This is a genomic window from Klebsiella sp. H-Nf2 (assembly GCF_002806645.1).
Classification (GTDB): Bacteria; Pseudomonadota; Gammaproteobacteria; order Enterobacterales; family Enterobacteriaceae; genus Klebsiella; species Klebsiella variicola.
This window is the reverse complement of sequence record NZ_PIBL01000019.1, coordinates 61,021-79,407: the sequence shown is the minus strand read 5'-3', so window position 1 is coordinate 79,407 and position 18,387 is coordinate 61,021. Positions and strand designations below refer to the sequence as shown.

At 59.9% G+C, this 18,387-nt stretch carries 15 protein-coding genes; 5 read left to right on the top strand and 10 right to left on the bottom strand.

What is annotated here, in order from left to right; all coding sequences use genetic code 11:
* Window positions 1-293 precede the first annotated feature (293 nt).
* Window positions 294-1,526: a peptidase T gene (pepT, locus tag CWM58_RS26785; protein WP_074386311.1), complete on the bottom strand. Its 1,233-nt coding sequence runs from the start codon at window positions 1,524-1,526 to the stop codon at window positions 294-296.
* A 257-nt stretch (window positions 1,527-1,783) separates the two neighbouring features.
* On the opposite strand from pepT, the gene potA reads away from it, so the two are divergent.
* From potA to potD, 4 genes are read left to right on the top strand one after another with little or no spacing between them, the layout of a single operon-like run.
* Window positions 1,784-2,920 carry a spermidine/putrescine ABC transporter ATP-binding protein PotA gene (gene potA / locus CWM58_RS26780; RefSeq protein WP_008806021.1) on the top strand — a complete coding sequence of 379 codons (1,137 nt, stop codon included), beginning with the start codon at window positions 1,784-1,786 and terminating at the stop codon, window positions 2,918-2,920.
* Entirely contained in the window at window positions 2,904-3,761 is an 858-nt protein-coding gene (gene potB / locus CWM58_RS26775) for a spermidine/putrescine ABC transporter permease PotB (protein ID WP_008806020.1), read from the top strand. Before potA ends, potB begins: the two co-directional genes overlap by 17 nt.
* Window positions 3,758-4,543 (top strand): spermidine/putrescine ABC transporter permease PotC, encoded by a 786-nt coding sequence (gene potC, locus CWM58_RS26770; RefSeq protein ID WP_074386314.1) that lies wholly within the window; start codon window positions 3,758-3,760, stop codon window positions 4,541-4,543. The genes potB and potC overlap by 4 nt, the downstream gene beginning before the upstream one ends.
* Window positions 4,540-5,586, top strand: coding sequence for a spermidine/putrescine ABC transporter substrate-binding protein PotD (gene potD / locus CWM58_RS26765; protein ID WP_016160627.1), 1,047 nt, complete (start codon window positions 4,540-4,542; stop codon window positions 5,584-5,586). The genes potC and potD overlap by 4 nt, the downstream gene beginning before the upstream one ends.
* A gap of 44 nt (window positions 5,587-5,630) precedes the next feature.
* Here potD and CWM58_RS26760 read toward each other — a convergent pair whose 3' ends face one another.
* The 9 genes from CWM58_RS26760 to CWM58_RS28970 form a co-directional block, all read right to left on the bottom strand.
* Window positions 5,631-7,355, bottom strand: a complete 1,725-nt coding sequence (locus CWM58_RS26760) for an aldehyde dehydrogenase family protein (protein ID WP_100682171.1) — start codon at window positions 7,353-7,355, stop codon at window positions 5,631-5,633.
* Window positions 7,352-8,980, bottom strand: a complete 1,629-nt coding sequence (locus CWM58_RS26755; RefSeq protein ID WP_100682170.1) for a long-chain fatty acid--CoA ligase — start codon at window positions 8,978-8,980, stop codon at window positions 7,352-7,354. The genes CWM58_RS26760 and CWM58_RS26755 overlap by 4 nt, the downstream gene beginning before the upstream one ends.
* A 251-nt stretch (window positions 8,981-9,231) precedes the next feature.
* The gene (locus tag CWM58_RS26750) at window positions 9,232-9,576 is read right to left on the bottom strand and encodes a hypothetical protein (RefSeq protein ID WP_100682169.1); all 345 of its coding nucleotides are present in this window, start codon (window positions 9,574-9,576) and stop codon (window positions 9,232-9,234) included.
* A gap of 90 nt (window positions 9,577-9,666) precedes the next feature.
* On the bottom strand, window positions 9,667-10,497 hold the full coding sequence (cobB, locus tag CWM58_RS26745) for a Sir2 family NAD+-dependent deacetylase (protein ID WP_100682168.1): 831 nt from the start codon (window positions 10,495-10,497) through the stop codon (window positions 9,667-9,669).
* 14 nt (window positions 10,498-10,511) lie between these two features.
* Window positions 10,512-11,423 (bottom strand): N-acetylglucosamine kinase, encoded by a 912-nt coding sequence (gene nagK / locus CWM58_RS26740; RefSeq protein ID WP_038422335.1) that lies wholly within the window; start codon window positions 11,421-11,423, stop codon window positions 10,512-10,514.
* Between the two features lie 48 nt (window positions 11,424-11,471).
* Window positions 11,472-12,716 (bottom strand): lipoprotein-releasing ABC transporter permease subunit LolE, encoded by a 1,245-nt coding sequence (gene lolE, locus CWM58_RS26735; protein WP_100682167.1) that lies wholly within the window; start codon window positions 12,714-12,716, stop codon window positions 11,472-11,474.
* Window positions 12,716-13,417, bottom strand: a complete 702-nt coding sequence (gene lolD, locus CWM58_RS26730; RefSeq protein WP_002900798.1) for a lipoprotein-releasing ABC transporter ATP-binding protein LolD — start codon at window positions 13,415-13,417, stop codon at window positions 12,716-12,718. Before lolD ends, lolE begins: the two co-directional genes overlap by 1 nt.
* A complete protein-coding gene (gene lolC, locus CWM58_RS26725) occupies window positions 13,410-14,609 on the bottom strand; it encodes a lipoprotein-releasing ABC transporter permease subunit LolC (protein WP_012542228.1) in 1,200 nt (399 codons plus the stop codon). The genes lolD and lolC overlap by 8 nt, the downstream gene beginning before the upstream one ends.
* Window positions 14,610-14,742: 133 nt before the next feature.
* Complete coding sequence (locus tag CWM58_RS28970) at window positions 14,743-14,874, bottom strand: hypothetical protein (RefSeq protein ID WP_165785015.1); 132 nt, start codon at window positions 14,872-14,874, stop codon at window positions 14,743-14,745.
* A gap of 39 nt (window positions 14,875-14,913) precedes the next feature.
* Between CWM58_RS28970 and mfd the strand changes: the two genes are divergently transcribed.
* Entirely contained in the window at window positions 14,914-18,360 is a 3,447-nt protein-coding gene (gene mfd, locus CWM58_RS26720) for a transcription-repair coupling factor (protein WP_100682166.1), read from the top strand.
* Window positions 18,361-18,387: the final 27 nt, after the last annotated feature.

Here is an 18,387-nt window from a genome sequence, read left to right as displayed (position 1 = left end):
CCCGGGCTCCGGCCAGCAAAATCGCCACTTCGTGGTGCCTTCGACTTATCCCTGCAGGCTTCGGGTCGGGCCGAGGCAGCGTCCGTGCAAAACACGGCCCTCAGCCCGCATCCATGCGGGCTGCCCCTGCCTTCCGGGAACGTCTCAGCGATTTTGAGGCCGCCAACACCGGCAGTTTCAGTCGCGCAAGTGGGTAAATTAGCATCAGATCGCACGAGTCGTAGGCCGGATAAGGCGAAGCCGCCATCCGGCATCTTGTGCGACAAGCAGAATGACCGGGCTGGTTGCGAAGGCTATTTCCCTTTTCGTGCCGCCGTCAGCTCGGCGATACGCACGATCACCTGCACCGCCTTCTCCATCCCTTCCAGGGTGACAAACTCATGTTTGCCGTGATAGTTGTAGCCGCCGGTAAACAGGTTCGGGCACGGCAGACCCATAAACGAGAGCTGCGCGCCGTCGGTGCCGCCGCGGATCGGCTTCATTTGCGGTTCAATATCGCAGTCCACCATCGCCTGGCGGGCAATATCGACCACATGTGGATGGGCGATCACCTGCTCATGCATGTTGTAATAACTGTCCTCGATTACCAGCTCGATATAGCAGTCCGGGTGCAGCCCCTTGCCGACCTTTTTGGCGATCTCCATCATCTTGCGTTTACGCGCCTCAAAGTGCTTGCGGTCAAAATCGCGGATGATGTAGTGCATCTCAGCCCGATCCACGCTGCCTTTGATACTGGTGAGGTGATAAAAGCCTTCATAACCTTCGGTGGTCTCCGGCGCCTCATCGGCCGGCACTTCGGCATGAATGCGCGCGGCCAGCGACAGCGCGTTGACCATCACCCCTTTTGCGGTGCCGGGATGCACGTTATTGCCGACAATCTTAATGGTCACCGAGGCGGCGTTGAAGTTTTCAAACTCCAGTTCCCCCACGCCACCGCCGTCGACGGTATAGGCCCAGCGGGCGTCAAAGGCCTCGACATCGAAATGCTTCGCCCCTTTTCCGACCTCTTCATCCGGGGTGAAGGCCACGCGGATATCGCCGTGGGGGATGTTTTTCGCCTGCAGGGTCGCCAGCGCGGTCATGATCTCGGCGATGCCGGCCTTGTCGTCCGCCCCCAGCAGCGTTTTCCCGTCGGTGGTGATCAGCGTCTGCCCCAAAAGCTGATGCAGAACCGGGAACATCACCGGGGAGAGCACCTCATCGCCGATGCCCAGCGCGATATCACCGCCGCGATAGTTTTCGACAATCTGCGGATTAACGTTTTTACCGCTGAAATCCGGGGAAGTATCGACGTGAGAGATAAAGCCGATGGCCGGGATATCGCCCTCCACGTTGGCGGGCAGGGTTCCCATTACCGTCCCTTTTTCACTCAGCGTTACCTTGACCAGTCCCATTTCTTCCAGCTGCGCCTGCAACAGGCGTAACAGCTTCCACTGCCCTTCCGTGCTGGGGACCTGACGAACGCCAGGCTTCGACTGCGTGTCCAAAGAAACGTACTGCAAAAAACGCTCAAGCAATTTATCCATGTAGCCACCCTCTTCTTTTGTGACAACATTATTCATAAGCCAGAAAAGACAAATATTGCGTCAGGTCATTCTTAGCCCGTAAAGCGAAATTTAATAACGGAACCGACGTTATGGTGTAAAGGTAGACTATGCAGGCGTATCAAGGATTGGCGATTACCCTCGTTTGCCGTAGAATGCTGGCCCTTATTAAAAACGTGCAACCCCAAAGGTGGTTAATCACAAACCCCGCAGCGGTCGGAAGTTTCCGTTGCGTCTACATGGGACAGAGTCAAAAATTGAATATACAACCGCGTTCGCGTTCGCCGCTGGTGCAACTGGCGGGAATTCGCAAGAGCTTTGATGGTAAAACGGTCATCGATAACCTTAACCTGACCATCAACAATGGTGAGTTTCTCACCCTGCTTGGCCCCTCTGGCTGCGGTAAAACCACCGTTCTGCGCCTTATCGCCGGCCTGGAAAACGTCGACAGCGGACGGATCCATCTCGAAGATCACGATATCACCCATGTCCCGGCGGAAAACCGCCACGTCAATACCGTCTTTCAAAGCTACGCCCTGTTTCCGCATATGACGGTATTCGAGAACGTCGCCTTTGGCCTGCGGATGCAGAAAACCCCGGCCGCGGAAATCACCCCGCGGGTTCTGGATGCCTTAAAGATGGTGCAGCTGGAAGACTTTGCCCAGCGCAAACCGCACCAGCTCTCCGGCGGCCAGCAGCAGCGCGTGGCCATCGCCCGCGCGGTGGTTAACAAACCGCGCCTGCTGCTGCTCGATGAATCCCTTTCGGCGCTGGATTACAAGTTGCGCAAGCAGATGCAGAACGAACTGAAAGCGCTGCAGCGTAAGCTCGGGATCACCTTCGTCTTCGTGACCCACGATCAGGAAGAGGCCCTGACCATGTCCGATCGCATCGTGGTCATGCGCGATGGCAAAATCGAACAGGACGGCACCCCGCGAGAGATCTACGAAGAGCCGAAAAACCTGTTCGTCGCCAGCTTTATCGGCGAGATCAATATCTTCGACGCCACCGTGATCGAGCGCCTCGACGAGCAGCGCGTGCGCGCCAGTGTCGAAGGACGGGAGTGCAATATCACCGTCAATTTTGCCGTGGAGGCCGGCCAGCGTCTGCACGTCCTGCTGCGCCCGGAAGATCTGCGCGTCGATGAGATCCACCACAACAGCGACGCCGACGGCCTGATCGGCTATGTGCGCGAGCGTAACTATAAGGGGATGACCCTTGAGTCGGTGGTGGAGCTGGAAAACGGCAAAATGGTGATGGTCAGCGAGTTCTTTAACGAAGACGACCCGGATTTCGACCACTCTCTTGACCAGAAAATGTCTATCAATTGGGTGGAGAGCTGGGAGGTGGTGCTGGCCGATGAAGAACTCCAGTAAATTCCAGAATGTGGTGATCGCCACCATCGTCGGTTGGCTGGTGCTGTTTGTCTTCCTGCCCAACCTTATGATCATCGCCACCAGCTTTCTGACCCGCGACGACGCCAACTTCGTCAAGCTGGTCTTCACGCTGGACAACTACTCGCGGCTGCTGGATCCGCTCTACTACGACGTGCTGCTGCATTCGCTGAACATGGCGCTGCTGGCGACCCTCGCCTGCCTGGCGCTGGGCTACCCATTTGCGTGGTTCCTTGCCCGGCTGCCGCAGAAGGTGCGCCCTCTGCTGCTGTTTCTGCTGATCGTCCCCTTCTGGACCAACTCGTTGATCCGTATTTACGGGCTGAAGATTTTCCTCAGTACCAAAGGCTATCTGAACGAGTTCCTGCTGTGGTTAGGGGTGATCGACACGCCGATACGCATTATGTTCACCCCCTCGGCGGTGATTATCGGTCTGGTGTATATCCTGCTGCCGTTTATGGTGATGCCGCTCTACTCCAGCATTGAGAAACTGGATCGCCCGCTGCTGGAAGCGGCGAAAGATCTCGGCGCCAGTAAGCTGCAGACCTTTATCCGCATTATCATCCCGCTGACCATGCCTGGGATCATCGCCGGCTGTCTGCTGGTGATGCTGCCGGCGATGGGGCTGTTCTACGTTTCCGACCTGATGGGCGGCGCCAAGAACCTGCTGATCGGCAACGTGATCAAGAGTCAGTTCCTGAATATTCGCGACTGGCCGTTCGGCGCGGCTACCAGCATTACCTTAACCCTGGTGATGGGCCTGATGCTGTTGATTTACTGGCGCGCGGCGCGCCTGCTGAATAAAAAGGTGGAGCTGGAATGATTGGTCGACTGCTGCGCGGCGGCTTTATGACCGCCATCTACGCGTATCTCTACATCCCTATTATTATTCTGATCGTTAACTCGTTTAACCGATCGCGCTTTGGTATCAACTGGCAGGGGTTCACCACCGACTGGTATAGCCTGCTGATGAACAACGACAGCCTGCTGCAGGCCGCCCAGCACTCCCTGACCATGGCGGTGCTGTCGGCGACCTTCGCCACCCTTATCGGCTCGCTAACCGCCGTGGCGCTGTACCGCTACCGCTTTCGCGGTAAGCCGTTCGTCAGCGGCATGCTGTTTGTGGTGATGATGTCGCCCGATATTGTCATGGCCATCTCCCTGCTGGTGCTGTTTATGCTGATTGGTATTCAGCTTGGTTTCTGGTCGCTGCTGTTTTCGCATATCACCTTCTGCCTGCCGTTTGTGGTGGTCACCGTGTTCTCCCGGCTGAAGGGCTTTGATGTGCGGATGCTGGAGGCAGCGAAAGATCTCGGTGCCAGTGAGATGACCATCCTGCGCAAAATCATCCTGCCACTGGCGATGCCAGCGGTGGCTGCCGGATGGCTGCTGAGCTTCACCCTGTCGATGGATGACGTGGTGGTCTCTTCGTTCGTGACCGGTCCGGGGTATGAAATCCTGCCGCTGAAGATCTATTCAATGGTCAAGGTTGGCGTTTCGCCTGAGGTGAACGCCCTGGCCACGATTCTGTTGGTTCTGTCGCTGGTGATGGTCATCGCCAGTCAGTTAATTGCACGTGATAAAACTCAGGGGACGTTAAAATGAAAAAATGGTCACGCCACCTGCTCGCAGCCGGCGCTCTGGCAATCGGCATGGGCGCCGCGCACGCGGACGATAGCAAAACGCTCTATTTCTATAACTGGACCGAATACGTACCGCCGGGCCTGCTGGAGCAGTTCACCAAAGAGACCGGCATCAAGGTTATCTATTCGACCTACGAGTCGAACGAAACCATGTACGCCAAGCTCAAGACCTATAAAGACGGCGCGTACGACCTGGTCGTCCCGTCGACCTACTTCGTCGACAAGATGCGCAAAGAAGGCATGCTGCAGAAGATCGACAAGAGCAAGCTGACTAACTTCAGCAACCTCGATCCGCAGATGCTGAACAAACCGTTCGATCCGAATAACGACTACTCCATCCCCTATATCTGGGGGGCGACGGCTATCGGCGTCAACAGCGATGCGATCGATCCGAAAACCATCACCAGCTGGGCCGACCTGTGGAAGCCGGAATACAAAAGCAGCCTGCTGCTGACCGACGACGCGCGCGAGGTGTTCCAGATGGCGCTGCGTAAGCTGGGCTATTCCGGCAACACCACCGACCCGAAAGAGATTGAAGCCGCCTATAACGAGCTGAAAAAACTAATGCCTAACGTCGCGGCGTTTAACTCCGATAACCCGGCGAACCCGTATATGGAAGGCGAAGTGAACCTCGGGATGGTATGGAACGGCTCGGCTTACGTCGCCCGCCAGGCCGGTACCCCGCTGGAAGTGATCTGGCCGAAAGAAGGTGGCATCTTCTGGATGGACAGCCTGTCGATCCCGGCGAATGCCAAAAACGTCGACGGCGCGCTGAAGCTGATTAACTTCCTGCTGCGCCCGGATGTCGCCAAACAGGTCGCGGAAACCATCGGCTACCCCACGCCAAACCTGGCGGCACGCAAAATGCTCAGCCCGGCAGTGGCCAACGATAAATCGCTCTATCCGGACGCTGCGACCATTGAGAAAGGCGAATGGCAGAATGACGTCGGCAGCGCCAGCGCCATTTATGAAGAGTATTACCAGAAGCTGAAAGCGGGCCGCTAATCCCGCAGGGCGGAACCGCGGTTCCGCCTTTTTTTGCTCTCACCTTATCCCCTCAGCGCGCGCCAGAGGATCGCCGGCAGCTTGCGCCAGCGCGGCCGATGATAAAAATCCACCAGCTTCTGCGCCACCGCTTCCTGCCCCCGGTGGGTAATAAACCAGGGCGGCAGGGGCATCAGCGTCAGTTCGCCATGCCACAAACTGCGCGGAAACGGCCGAAACGGCGCCTCAATCACCGTGCGCTCGGTTTTCTCCAGCATGAAGCTGTTATGCACCTTGCCCCGCCCGCTCTGAATATCGTCGAGCGTGTGGCCGGGAAACGCGCCCCACGGGCAGGGGGCTAACAGGAAGGCCACCCCGCTCCAGCAGTTGATCGCCACCGTGCCGTAGCGCAGCTCAGCGATTAACGCGTTAAAACGCTTACGTCCAATCGCTTTACGGGTGCGCGGGTGGATCACAATATTGGCCCCCAGCGTGCCCTGCAGCCGCTGATTCGCATAGCCGATCGCCTGGCGCAGAAAGCTTTCCGCGCTGTCGGCCTCAAGACGAGTGACCGACAGCCCCGGGCCAAAGACCTCCTGCTGACAGAACGCCGGGTCATCCTCGGTGTTCGCCACAATCAACGGCATCGCGTCGCCACGCGCTATCTCCAGCGGCTGACGGGCGTGCAGGCGAAAGTCGGTCAGCCGTTTTTCAGCGCCGGGGTAGTAGTCCGGACGGGTGTTCGCGGCGATCAGCCGGTACAGCTGATTCAGCAAACCCGTCGCTGGCTCCCAGCCCTGCTGCAGGATCAGCACCTGGCTGGCCACGCAGTTAAACCCGCCGTTGTTCATCTTCTGCGTCGCCAGCTGCTGCGCCTGAAAAGCGATATCCGCCTCGCTCCACGGCCCGGGAACGATAATGGTGGGACTGACGCCGCCCAGCTCCGAGGTCACCCGACGCGGGTTCAGCGGCGTCCCGGCGGCCCGACGCTGGCGAGCCGCTTCACCGTCGCCCCAGACGATGACGTCATGGGTCTCGCGGGAGCCGGTGATATGGATCTCATCGACGGCGGGATGGATGGTCAGCCACGCTCCCGCCTGGGCGTCGCCGGTGACGATGCGGAGCGCATCCATGGCAATCAGCGGCGCCAGGGCCTGGGCCAGCAGATCGTGCAGATAATCATTCACCGGGTTGAGCTTCAGCAGGCAGACCTGATTTTCAATAAACAACTTGTGTAGCACATCCAGTGGCGCAATGGAGGCTACATTGCCGGCGCCAAGCACCAGCGCCAGCTTGCCCTGCCGCGCGGCCGGCGGGATGTCGTATGCCCGCGCCGCATAGCGGTCGAGATGGGCCCGGGTGACGCCTGGCTGCATCCATATCTCAGCGCGAACACCAGACAGCAACAGTCGATCCCAGAGCGTGCCGGGCACCACCCGCAGCGCCAGGCGGCCATCCGCCAGCGTCCGCAGCGGGATCCGCCGCAGAAAGGTCTTCTCTTCCAGTTGCTCCAGGGTGGCGATAAGCCCGTTGCAGCCGACCATTAGCGCGCAGGGGCCCGCCAGCCACTCCTCCCCCGCCAGCGGATCGCCCGCCGGCAGCCCTTTGGCCGCCGCCGCCGCGGCCACCCACGCCGGGGCAATGCCGGCCAGGGCATCCTTGATCTGACGCAACAGCGCCAGACGACGGTTCACCGAGGTTTCCGCCCAACGCTGGCGTGCCGCCGACAAGGCGTGCAGGGCAGCATCATACTGAGAACAGGTCGTCAGACCGGGTCGCGCATGGCTCATTTTCCCTCACTCATTAAAATCTCTCCATAGGCCTGGCGCAGTTGATTTTTGAGCACCTTACCCGTGGCGCTGACCGGTAGCGCGTCGACAAATATCACCCGGTCCGGGATCTGCCACTTTGGCACCCGCTTCTCGAACCAGGTCAGCAGATCGGTCTCTTCCACTTCGCCCCCTTCCGCGCGAACGCACAGCAGCACCGGCCGCTCGTCCCAGCGCGGATGACGGGCGGCGATGGCCGCCGCGCTGCGCACCGCCGGATGCGCGATGGCGATATTCTCCAGCTCAACGGTGGAGATCCACTCGCCACCGGACTTGATAATATCCTTTGCCCGATCGCAGATCACCAGATAACCATTGGCGTCGAGCGTACCGATATCGCCGGTATCAAACCAGCCTGCCGCGGTCAGGGCGCTCGCGTCCTGACCATAGTACTGCTCCACCACCCAGTGCCCTCTGACCTGCAGATACCCCTGACTTTGACCATCCCGGGGCAACGGTTCGCCATCCACGTCTACTACCTGCAGTTCGATGCCGAAAATGGGCCGCCCCTGACCGGCGCGCTGCTTTTGCTGCTCCTGCACCGGGAGCGCATCATGTTTGCTCAACGGCGTGTTGATGGTGCCGATGGGCGATGTTTCGGTCATTCCCCAGGCGTGGGTCAGCGCAATGCCGTAATCACGCTGAAAGGCCTCGGCCATCGACGGCGGCAGCGCGGAGCCGCCGACCAGCGCACGTTTAAATTCAGGTAGCCGGACGTCTGTCCGGCGCATCGCCGCCAGCAAGCCGGCCCAGATCACCGGCACGCCAAACCCCACCGTTACCTTCTCGGCGGCCAGCAGCTGCAGCAGGCTGTCGCCATCGAGGTGCGGCCCCGGCAGTACCAGCCGCGCGCCGACCATGGCGGCGATAAACGGCGTCCCCCACGCGTTGACATGGAACATCGGCACCACCGGCAACAGGCTGTCCTTCGCCGATATGCCGGCGGCGTCCGGCTGGTTACCGCTCAGGGCATGCAGGACCAGCGAACGATGGGTATTCAACACCCCTTTCGGCCGGCCGGTGGTCCCCGAGGTGTAGCAGAGCGAAGCTGGGGTCAGTTCATTGAGCTGCGGCCAGCGATAGTCTACTGTCCCCTGCTGCAACAGATCGTCAAAAAACAGCAATGAGGGCAGCTGGCTGAGCGCCGCTTCGCTGCGGGGCTCCATCAGCACGACGTGTTTCACCGTCGGGAGCTGCGGCAGCAGCTGCGCCACCAGCGGCAGAAAGGTCTGGTCAAAAAACAGCACTTCGTCGGCAGCGTCGTTGAGGATATACCGCAGATGGTCAACCGACAGCCGCGGGTTGACAGTGTGTGTCACCCAGCCGCCGGAGGCGACGGCAAAATAGATCTCCAGGTGGCGGCGATTGTTCCATGCCAGGGTAGCGCAGCGGGCGCCTGGCGGCAGCCCCAGCGTCGCCAGCGCCGACGCCAGCCGCTGAGCGCGGCTGGCCACCTCCCCCCAGCTGCTGCGCTCCTTCTCACCGCCGGCACCCACCGAGACAATCTCGGTCTCGCTGTGATATTGCGCCGCATGGCCGAGCAGCGCGGCAGTGGTGAGATCCTGATAAATCATCGGTGACGGCATTACGGGGTCTCCTTTACAGACTTCCGACAGGGAACAGGGTCGCGGCGCGATCGTGCGGGCGCCTATTGAATCTGGTCTACATTTGCCGGTCTGCACAAAAAAACGTACAGAAATCAGCGGTCACGCACAAAATAGAGTGGGAAATGGTTCAGGAGGGAGAAGACGAACTCATGACCGGAAGATCATTACTCAGAGAGCGTATCGCCCGGCAGCGGGCCGGGCGATAGCGTGCGTGGCGCAGCGGAAAACGATCAGCGTCGTCCACCGTCGCGCTGGCCTTTGCCCTTCTCTTTTTCGGCTCGCTGTATCAAAAAATCATCAATGATGCCGACAACCCAGTTGAGAGGTTTCCACAGCACCACCAGCAGCAGCAACGGGCCGTATATTCGCACAACGCCCGTCGCGAACCCGCCTGTCAACAGCAGGGCTAAAATATCCAGCAGCAGACCCAACGCGCTGCCGATGCTGATGAGATAGCACAGTATGAAAAGGATCGGCCGACTATCGGCGTGTAGCGGTAAAGCACGCTGGCTCCAGACGCCAACGATAATGGCCGCGATCAACATGATCGCTTCGATAACCAGCGGATTATGCATGGTCTGACTCCTGTCATGACGTGACATCCTTGTCAGCAGCGCTGCCGGAAGCAGTGGCCAGGGTCCTGGCTACCGGCAGGCGGCTTCAGTTTACAGCGGGTTTTCCTGCAGCAGCTTATCGATAAAGGCCGGCACCACTTCGCTTGCCAGCCCGTAGTGCTTCTCGGCAAACTCGCTGCCCACCTGGCTGGGCTCCAGGTTCAGCTCTACCGTATGGGCGCCGTGCAGCCGCGCCTCGTGCACAAAGCCAGCCGCCGGATAGACATGGCCGGAGGTACCGATGGCGATAAAAATATCCGCGTCGGCCAGCGCGCTGTAGATCTCGTCCATCCCCAGCGGCATCTCGCCAAACCAGACTACGTGCGGACGCAGCGCCGCCGGGAACTGGCAACAGTGGCATTTGTCCTCACCGGTGACGTCGCCGGTCCACTCCAGTACCTGGCCGCTCCACGAACAGCGCACCTTCAACAGCTCGCCGTGCATATGGATCACCCGGCGGTTGCCGGCGCGCTCGTGCAGATTATCGATATTCTGGGTGACCAGCAGGAAATGGTCGCCCAGCAGATCTTCCAGACGCGCCAGCGCCAGATGCGCCGCGTTCGGCGCGATTTCCGGACTCTGCAACTGACGACGACGGGCGTTGTAGAACGCCTGCACCAGCGCCGGATCGCGGGCGAAGCCTTCCGGCGTCGCCACATCTTCCACCCGATGCTCTTCCCACAGGCCATCGGCCGCGCGGAAGGTTTTGATCCCCGACTCCGCCGATATGCCCGCGCCGGTTAACACCACCACTCTCGGTTTTGCCATCGCTTCAGGTTTCATCCTGTCCTCCCTAAAGAAAATCCGCTGACGCAGACGGTCACGCAACCGACGTTTATTGCGACGAAAACGGCTCAATCGATGTAAACGGCGCGACTGCATAGCTACCTCTGTGATTAATGGGTCAGATGAAGGAAGGCCGCACCGCGCATTCCCCCGGCATCGCCGTGGCGCGCGCGCTCAATGCGCGGAACCCTGGCGACCGGCAGAAGATGGCGCGGCAATCGTTGCGCCAGCCCTTCGCTAATGGCCGTAAAGTTAGATAATCCACCGCCGAGCACCAGTAAATCCGGGTCGACAATGGTCAGTATATTCCCCAGACACACCGCCAGCAGATCGAGATAGCGCTCAACGTGCGCCTGGGCGCGCGGATCGTGCTGCTGCCACTGCGCCACTATCTCCGGCGAGGAGAGCGGGTGCTGGTAAAAATGTTCGTACAGCCAGGCGAAACCGCGGCCGGAGAGATAATTTTCAATGCAGCCCAGCTGGCCGCAGCCGCAGCGCAGCAGCGGAAAATCGCGCCCGACCACCTCCAGGGCATCCACCGGCAGGCGAATATGGCCGAACTCGCCGGTGATATAGCTATGTCCGGTAATCGATTTACCATTCAACACCAGGCCGCCGCCCACGCCGGTGCCGAGGATCAGCCCCATCACCAGCGGGTATTGCGTAAACTCATCGTCCCACGCTTCAGACAGCGCAAAACAGTTAGCGTCATTATCGAGGCGCACATCGCGCCCCAGCCGCGCGCTAAGGTCGGCGCGCAGCGGCCGGCCGCTGGCGGCTGGCACGTTAGCGGCATACAGCGTGCCGTCTGCCGTTTCCGGCATCCCCGGGATACCGATCCCGACCGACCCCTGCTGGTCGAAGCGCTCATCGGCCTCGCGGACCAGCGCCTCCACCGCCTGGAGAAAATCCTCATAACTGCTTTTCGGCGTGGCGACGCGTTTTTCCCACTGCAGTCGCCGCTCCTGATTAAATACGCCCAGCGCTATCTTGCTGCCGCCAATGTCAAATCCATAATACATTTCAGCAATTCCTCTTGTGTCGTCAGCAAAGCCGACGATGACGATAAATTACTGGCCACTCAGCACCCTCGCCGGGTCGATGCGGCTGGCGCGGCGGGCGGGATACCAGCTGGCCAGCAAACTCAGCAACAGTGCCGTCACCAGCACATAAAAGACGTCCAGCCAGTGCAGTTCTGACGGCAGGAAGTCAATAAAATAGATGTCGCCGGAGAGGAATTTATGCCCAATCAGGTATTCGATGCCGTTGATGATTGACGTTAGGTTCAACGCGCAGATCACGCCGATCACTACCCCGAACAGGCTGCCTACCGATCCGGCTAATAAACCATACCACACGAAAATCGCGCGAATTAAGCCGTCTTTTGCGCCAAGCGTGCGCAGCACCGCAATATCGCCGCTTTTGTCTTTGACCGCCATCACCAGCGTCGAGACGATGTTAAAGCAGGCCACGCCGATCACCAGCACCATCGCCAGGTACATAATGGCGCGGATCATCTGGATATCGCGATACATATAGCCATAGGTGCCGATCCAGCTCTTGATGTAGACGTAGCTGTTGGTCACCTCGCCGGCGTCGCGCACCAGCTTGTTCGCGTGGAAAACGTCGGTGACCTTGATGGCGATGCCGGTCACGCTGCTGCCCATCTCCAGGTACTGCTGCGCATCCTGCATCGGGATCATGGCAAAACTATGATCGAGCTGGCCGCTCAGCTGTAAAATTCCGGTCACATGCAGCCTGACGCGTTTTGGCTGCAGCAGCTGATGATCGGCGTCGGCATTAGGGATCATGATCGACACCCAGTCCCCCTGCTTCACGTGCAGCGCATCGGCGACCCCTTTACCCAGAATCACCTGCTGTTCACCAGCCTTGAATCCGGCCCACGCGTTATTCTGCACGAAGGTAGGCAGCGCGCTGAGCCGGGTTTCCTGCTGCGGATCAACGCCTTTCACCTGGATGGCGCGCATATTACTGCCGCTCTCCACCAGGCCGGTGAAGTTAATATAGGGCGCTGCCGAGACAATCCCCTTCACCTTCTGCACCTTCGCCAGCGCTTCCTGCCAGTTATTCCACGGCTGGTTCACGGGTTCGATTTCACCGTGCGGCACCACCGCCAGCACGCGGTTATTCAGCTCACGTTCAAAACCGTTCATCGCGCTGAGGCCGACGATCAGCACCGCCACCCCCAGCGCAATGCCGATGGTGGAGATCACCGAGATCAGCGATACCATGCCGCCGCGCCGCCGTCCGCGGCTGAAACGCAATGCAATCAGTAACGATAACGGAGACGCCATTACTCGGCCCCCATCAGGGTCAGGTCGGCGGTCAGACGGCCATCACGCATCTCCAGCTGGCGGCTCATCCGTTTCGCCAGCTGCAGGTCGTGGGTCACCACCAGAAACGCGGTGCGCTGCGCGACGTTCAGTTCGCCCAGCAGCTGGAAGATGCTGTCGGCGTTGCGAGCGTCGAGATTACCGGTCGGTTCATCCGCCAGCACCAGCCGCGGTTTATTCACCAGCGCGCGGGCAATCGCCACCCGCTGGCGTTCGCCGCCGGAGAGCTCCGACGGACGGTGATGGCTGCGGTGTTCAAGCCCGACCGCCTGCAGCATTGCTTTCGCCTGGCGTTCAATGTCCGCCGGCTTCTTTTTACCAATCAGCAGCGGCATCGCCACGTTTTCCAGCGCGCTAAAGTCCGGCAACAGATGGTGGAACTGATAGATAAAGCCCAGCTCGCGGTTACGCAGGTCGGCGCGCGCGGCGGTGGAGAGTTTACTCATCGGCTGGCCGGAGAAAATCACGTCGCCAGAGGTGGGCGTATCCAGGCCGCCGAGCAGATGCAGCAACGTACTTTTGCCAGAGCCGGAGGTGCCGACAATGGCCATCATCTCGCCTTCACCAATGCTGAAGCTGACATTGTGCAGGACATCGGTTTGCACATTGCCTTCCTGATAGCGTTTGCACAGGTTGTCGCATTGCAGCAGGATCTTATTCATAACGTAAAGCCTCAGCGGGTTGGGTGGCGGCAGCGCGCCAGGAAGGGTACAACGTAGACAACAAGGCCAGCACCATCGCCACCAGGGCGATAACAATAACCTGCAGCGGCTCAATCGCCACCGGCAGCGCCGCGCCGTCAAGGAAGGCGCCGATGATCGGCATTAAATTATTCAACTGGCTGGCGAGCAGCGCGCCAAGCACGGCTCCCAACAGCGCGCCGACGATCCCGGCGCTGGCGCCCTGCACCATAAAGACGGCCATGATCTGCCGCGGCGTCAGCCCTTGAGTTTGCAGGATAGCCACTTCGCCCTGCTTCTCCATCACCATCATCCCCAGCGAGGTAATAATGTTGAAGGCCGCGACGGCGACGATCAGGCTCAGCAGCAGGCCCATCATGTTTTTCTCCATGCGCACCGCCTGGAACAGTTCGCCCTTGCGCTCGCGCCAGTCCTGCCACTGGGTACCCGGCGGCAGCGTCTGCTGACTCAGGGTGTCGACCTGCAGCGGTTTATCCAGCCACAAGCGCCAGCCGGTGATATTCCCCAGTGGGTAGCGCATTAAACGAGAGGCGTCGTCGATGTTGGTCAGCATCTGATAACCATCAACTTCGCTGTTGGCGGCGAAGGTGCCGATAACCGTGAACAGACGCTGGCTCGGCACGCGGCCCATTGGCGTAAACTGACTGGCGGAAGGAACCATCACACGAATTTGATCGCCACGATTAACCCCCAGTTGGCCCGCCAGCTGTTCGCCGAGAATAACGTTATATTTGCCCGCCTGCAGATCGCTCTGTTTGACGTTCACCAGGTACGGAGTCAGGGGATCGTTCTGCGCCGGATCAATGCCCAGCATAACCCCGACCGCCACGCTGCGCGCGCTCTGCAGGACGACGTCACCAGTGGTGATCGGCGCCACGCGGGTCACCCCCTGGAGTTTCGCCTCGCGCTCCGGCAGTTGCTGAGGGTTCACCGAGCCCTGTTTGGCGCTAAGAATGGCCTGCGGCATCAGCCCCAGGATGTTGTTTTGCAGCTCGCGTTCAAAGCCGTTCATCACCGACAGGACCGTCACCAGCGCCATTACGCCAAGCGTAATGCCGATGGTTGAGAGCCAGGAGACGAATCGACCGAAGCGGTCGGCTGCGCGCCCGCGCATATAGCGCAGGCCGATAAAGAGTGCGGCAGGTTGGTACATGTCATCCATCTGGTTGCTGATAGCCGATGCCCGAGTATATAAGCGAATACGGGCAGCGTAAATGACTGATACCTGACGACTTTATTAGCAATAATCCTAAAACCCAAGCAAATACAATCGGATAGATAAGTACTCATTGATATATCTTTACGCTTATCCGCGACCCGGATGTTTGTTCAACCAACAGCTGATGGCAATTCGGGTTGGCGAATCCAGACCAATCGCGGATAATCTCACTATTGAATATCAGCGAGTTGCCCTCCATATCGGCAGAGCGAATCCCCAAGAGACCATGAAACCGTCTATGCCTGAACAATATCGATACTCATTGCCGGCCAAGGCCGGTGATCTGCGCCAGCTTGGCGAGTTGACCGGCGCGGCCTGCGCTACCCTGGTGGCAGAGATGGCCGAACGCCACAAGGGCCCGGTGGTGCTGGTGGCACCTGACATGCAAAACGCGCTGCGCCTGAACGACGAGATCAGGCAGTTCACCGACAGCATGGTGATGGGGCTGGCTGACTGGGAAACGCTCCCCTACGACAGCTTCTCGCCGCACCAGGACATCATCTCCTCCCGTCTTGCCACCCTTTACCAGTTACCCACCATGCAGCGCGGCGTACTGATCGTCCCGGTCAACACCCTGATGCAGCGCGTCTGTCCGCACAGCTTCCTCCACGGGCACGCGCTGGTGATGAAAAAGGGCCAGCGCCTGTCGCGCGATGCGCTGCGCGATCAGCTTGAGGGCGCCGGCTACCGCCATGTCGATCAGGTGATGGAGCACGGCGAATATGCCACCCGCGGCGCGCTGCTCGACCTGTTCCCGATGGGCAGCGACCAGCCCTACCGCCTCGATTTCTTTGACGATGAAATCGACAGCCTGCGCCTGTTCGACGTCGACAGCCAGCGCACGCTGGAGGAAGTGGCGGCCATTAACCTGCTGCCAGCGCATGAGTTTCCTACCGACCAGACCGCCATCGAGCTGTTCCGCAGCCAGTGGCGCGACCGTTTTGAGGTGAAGCGCGATGCCGAGCATATCTATCAGCAGGTCAGTAAAGGGACACTGCCTGCCGGTATCGAATACTGGCAGCCGCTGTTCTTCAGCGAGCCGCTGCCGCCGTTATTTAGCTATTTCCCGGCCAGCACGCTGATCGTCAACACCGGCGATCTCGAGGCCAGCGCGGAACGTTTCCAGAATGAAGCCCGCGCTCGCTTTGAAAACCGCGGCGTCGATCCGATGCGCCCGCTCCTGCCGCCGGAACTGCTGTGGCTGCGCAGCGATGAGTTGTTCGGCGAACTGAAAAAATGGCCGCGCGTACAGCTGAAAACCGAGCACCTGGCGGACAAAGCGGCGAATACCAATCTGGGCTACCAGACGCTGCCGGACCTCGCCGTGCAGGCACAAAACAAAGCGCCGCTGGATAATCTGCGCCGCTTCCTCGAGTCCTTTAGCGGCCCGGTGATTTTCTCGGTGGAAAGCGAGGGTCGCCGTGAAGCGCTGAGCGAAATGCTGGCGCGGATAAAAATTGCGCCAAAACACGTGCTGCGTCTGGAAGAGGCCACCGGCAATGGCCGCTATCTGATGATTGGCGCCGCCGAGCACGGGTTTATTGACAGCCAGCGCGGCCTGGCGCTGATTTGCGAAAGCGACCTGCTCGGTGAGCGCGTGGCGCGCCGTCGGCAGGATTCACGCCGCACTATCAACCCTGACATCCTCATTCGCAACCTTGCCGAACTGCATATCGGCCAGCCGGTTGTCCATCTGGAGCACGGCGTGGGCCGCTATGCGGGAATGACCACCCTGGAAGCCGGCGGCATCACCGGCGAATACCTGATGCTGACCTACGCCAACGATGCCAAGCTATACGTTCCGGTATCCTCCCTGCATCTTATCAGCCGTTACGCCGGCGGGGCGGAAGAGAACGCGCCCCTGCACAAGCTGGGCGGCGATGCCTGGACCCGGGCGCGACAAAAAGCGGCTGAGAAAGTACGCGACGTGGCGGCAGAGCTGCTGGATATCTACGCCCAGCGCGCGGCGAAGGCGGGCTTTGCCTTTAAACACGACCGCGAACAGTATCAGCTGTTCTGCGACGGCTTCCCGTTTGAAACCACGCCGGATCAGGCGCAGGCGATTAACGCCGTCCTCAGCGATATGTGCCAGCCGCTGGCGATGGACCGCCTGGTGTGCGGCGATGTGGGCTTCGGTAAGACCGAAGTGGCTATGCGCGCCGCCTTCCTCGCCGTGGAGAACCACAAGCAGGTGGCGGTGCTGGTGCCGACCACCCTGCTGGCTCAGCAGCACTATGACAACTTCCGCGATCGCTTCGCCAACTGGCCGATACGCATCGAAATGCTCTCCCGCTTCCGCAGCGCTAAAGAGCAGGCGCAGATCCTCGAACAGGCCGCGGAAGGCAAAATCGATATCTTAATCGGCACCCATAAGTTGTTGCAGAGCGAAGTGAAGCTGCGCGATCTGGGGCTGCTGATCGTCGACGAAGAGCACCGCTTTGGCGTTCGTCACAAAGAACGCATCAAAGCGATGCGCGCCGATGTCGATATCCTGACCCTCACCGCCACGCCGATCCCGCGGACGCTGAACATGGCGATGAGCGGGATGCGCGATTTGTCGATTATCGCCACACCGCCGGCGCGCCGTCTGGCGGTGAAGACCTTCGTTCGTGAATACGACGCCCTGGTCGTGCGCGAGGCGATCCTGCGCGAAACGCTGCGCGGCGGCCAGGTCTACTATCTGTTTAATGACGTCGAAAACATCCAGAAAGCCGCCGACAAGCTGGCGGAGCTGGTGCCGGAGGCGCGGATCGCCATCGGTCACGGTCAGATGCGGGAGCGCGAACTGGAGCGGGTGATGAATGATTTCCATCACCAGCGCTTCAATGTGCTGGTATGTACCACCATCATTGAGACCGGGATCGACATCCCCACCGCCAATACGATCATCATCGAACGCGCCGACCATTTTGGCCTCGCGCAGTTGCACCAGCTGCGCGGCCGCGTTGGTCGTTCACATCACCAGGCCTATGCCTGGCTGCTGACGCCGCATCCGAAAGCGATGACCACCGATGCGCAAAAGCGCCTCGAAGCCATTGCGTCGCTGGAAGATCTCGGCGCCGGCTTTGCGCTGGCGACCCACGATCTGGAAATTCGCGGCGCCGGGGAACTGCTCGGCGAAGATCAGAGCGGCCAGATGGAAACCATCGGTTTCTCTCTGTATATGGAGCTGCTGGAGAACGCAGTCGATGCGCTGAAAGCCGGACGCGAACCCTCGCTGGAAGATCTCACCAGCCAGCAAACGGAAGTTGAACTGCGCATGCCTTCCCTGCTGCCTGACGATTTCATCCCCGACGTCAATACGCGCCTGTCGTTCTATAAACGGATTGCCAGCGCGAAAAATGAACTCGAACTGGAGGAGATCAAAGTCGAGCTGATCGATCGTTTTGGCCTCCTGCCCGATGCCGCGCGCAACCTGCTGGATATTGCCCGTCTGCGTCAGCAGGCGCAGAAACTGGGGATCCGCAAACTGGAAAGCAACGAAAAAGGCGGCGTGGTCGAGTTCAACGAGAAAAACAACGTCAATCCGGTGTGGTTAATCGGCCTGCTGCAAAAGCAGCCGCAGCACTTCCGGCTGGACGGGCCGACGCGCCTGAAATTCATGCAGGATCTGGAAGAGCGTAAAACGCGGATGGACTGGGTTCGCCAGTTTATGCGTCAGCTGGAAGAGAACGCCGTCGCCTGACTGGCAGGAGATACGGCCCCCGAGCCG

Excerpts from the sequence above, each read along its gene's own strand:
- pepT (WP_074386311.1), bottom strand. The coding sequence starts at position 1,526 with ATGGATAAATTGCTTGAGCGTTTTTTGCAGTACGTTTCTTTGGACACG.
- potA (WP_008806021.1), top strand. The coding sequence starts at position 1,784 with ATGGGACAGAGTCAAAAATTGAATATACAACCGCGTTCGCGTTCGCCG.
- potB (WP_008806020.1), top strand. The coding sequence starts at position 2,904 with ATGAAGAACTCCAGTAAATTCCAGAATGTGGTGATCGCCACCATCGTC.
- potC (WP_074386314.1), top strand. The coding sequence starts at position 3,758 with ATGATTGGTCGACTGCTGCGCGGCGGCTTTATGACCGCCATCTACGCG.
- potD (WP_016160627.1), top strand. The coding sequence starts at position 4,540 with ATGAAAAAATGGTCACGCCACCTGCTCGCAGCCGGCGCTCTGGCAATC.
- CWM58_RS26760 (WP_100682171.1), bottom strand. The coding sequence starts at position 7,355 with ATGAGCCATGCGCGACCCGGTCTGACGACCTGTTCTCAGTATGATGCT.
- CWM58_RS26755 (WP_100682170.1), bottom strand. The coding sequence starts at position 8,980 with ATGCCGTCACCGATGATTTATCAGGATCTCACCACTGCCGCGCTGCTC.
- CWM58_RS26750 (WP_100682169.1), bottom strand. The coding sequence starts at position 9,576 with ATGCATAATCCGCTGGTTATCGAAGCGATCATGTTGATCGCGGCCATT.
- cobB (WP_100682168.1), bottom strand. The coding sequence starts at position 10,497 with ATGCAGTCGCGCCGTTTACATCGATTGAGCCGTTTTCGTCGCAATAAA.
- nagK (WP_038422335.1), bottom strand. The coding sequence starts at position 11,423 with ATGTATTATGGATTTGACATTGGCGGCAGCAAGATAGCGCTGGGCGTA.
- lolE (WP_100682167.1), bottom strand. The coding sequence starts at position 12,716 with ATGGCGTCTCCGTTATCGTTACTGATTGCATTGCGTTTCAGCCGCGGA.
- lolD (WP_002900798.1), bottom strand. The coding sequence starts at position 13,417 with ATGAATAAGATCCTGCTGCAATGCGACAACCTGTGCAAACGCTATCAG.
- lolC (WP_012542228.1), bottom strand. The coding sequence starts at position 14,609 with ATGTACCAACCTGCCGCACTCTTTATCGGCCTGCGCTATATGCGCGGG.
- CWM58_RS28970 (WP_165785015.1), bottom strand. The coding sequence starts at position 14,874 with ATGGAGGGCAACTCGCTGATATTCAATAGTGAGATTATCCGCGATTGG.
- mfd (WP_100682166.1), top strand. The coding sequence starts at position 14,914 with ATGCCTGAACAATATCGATACTCATTGCCGGCCAAGGCCGGTGATCTG.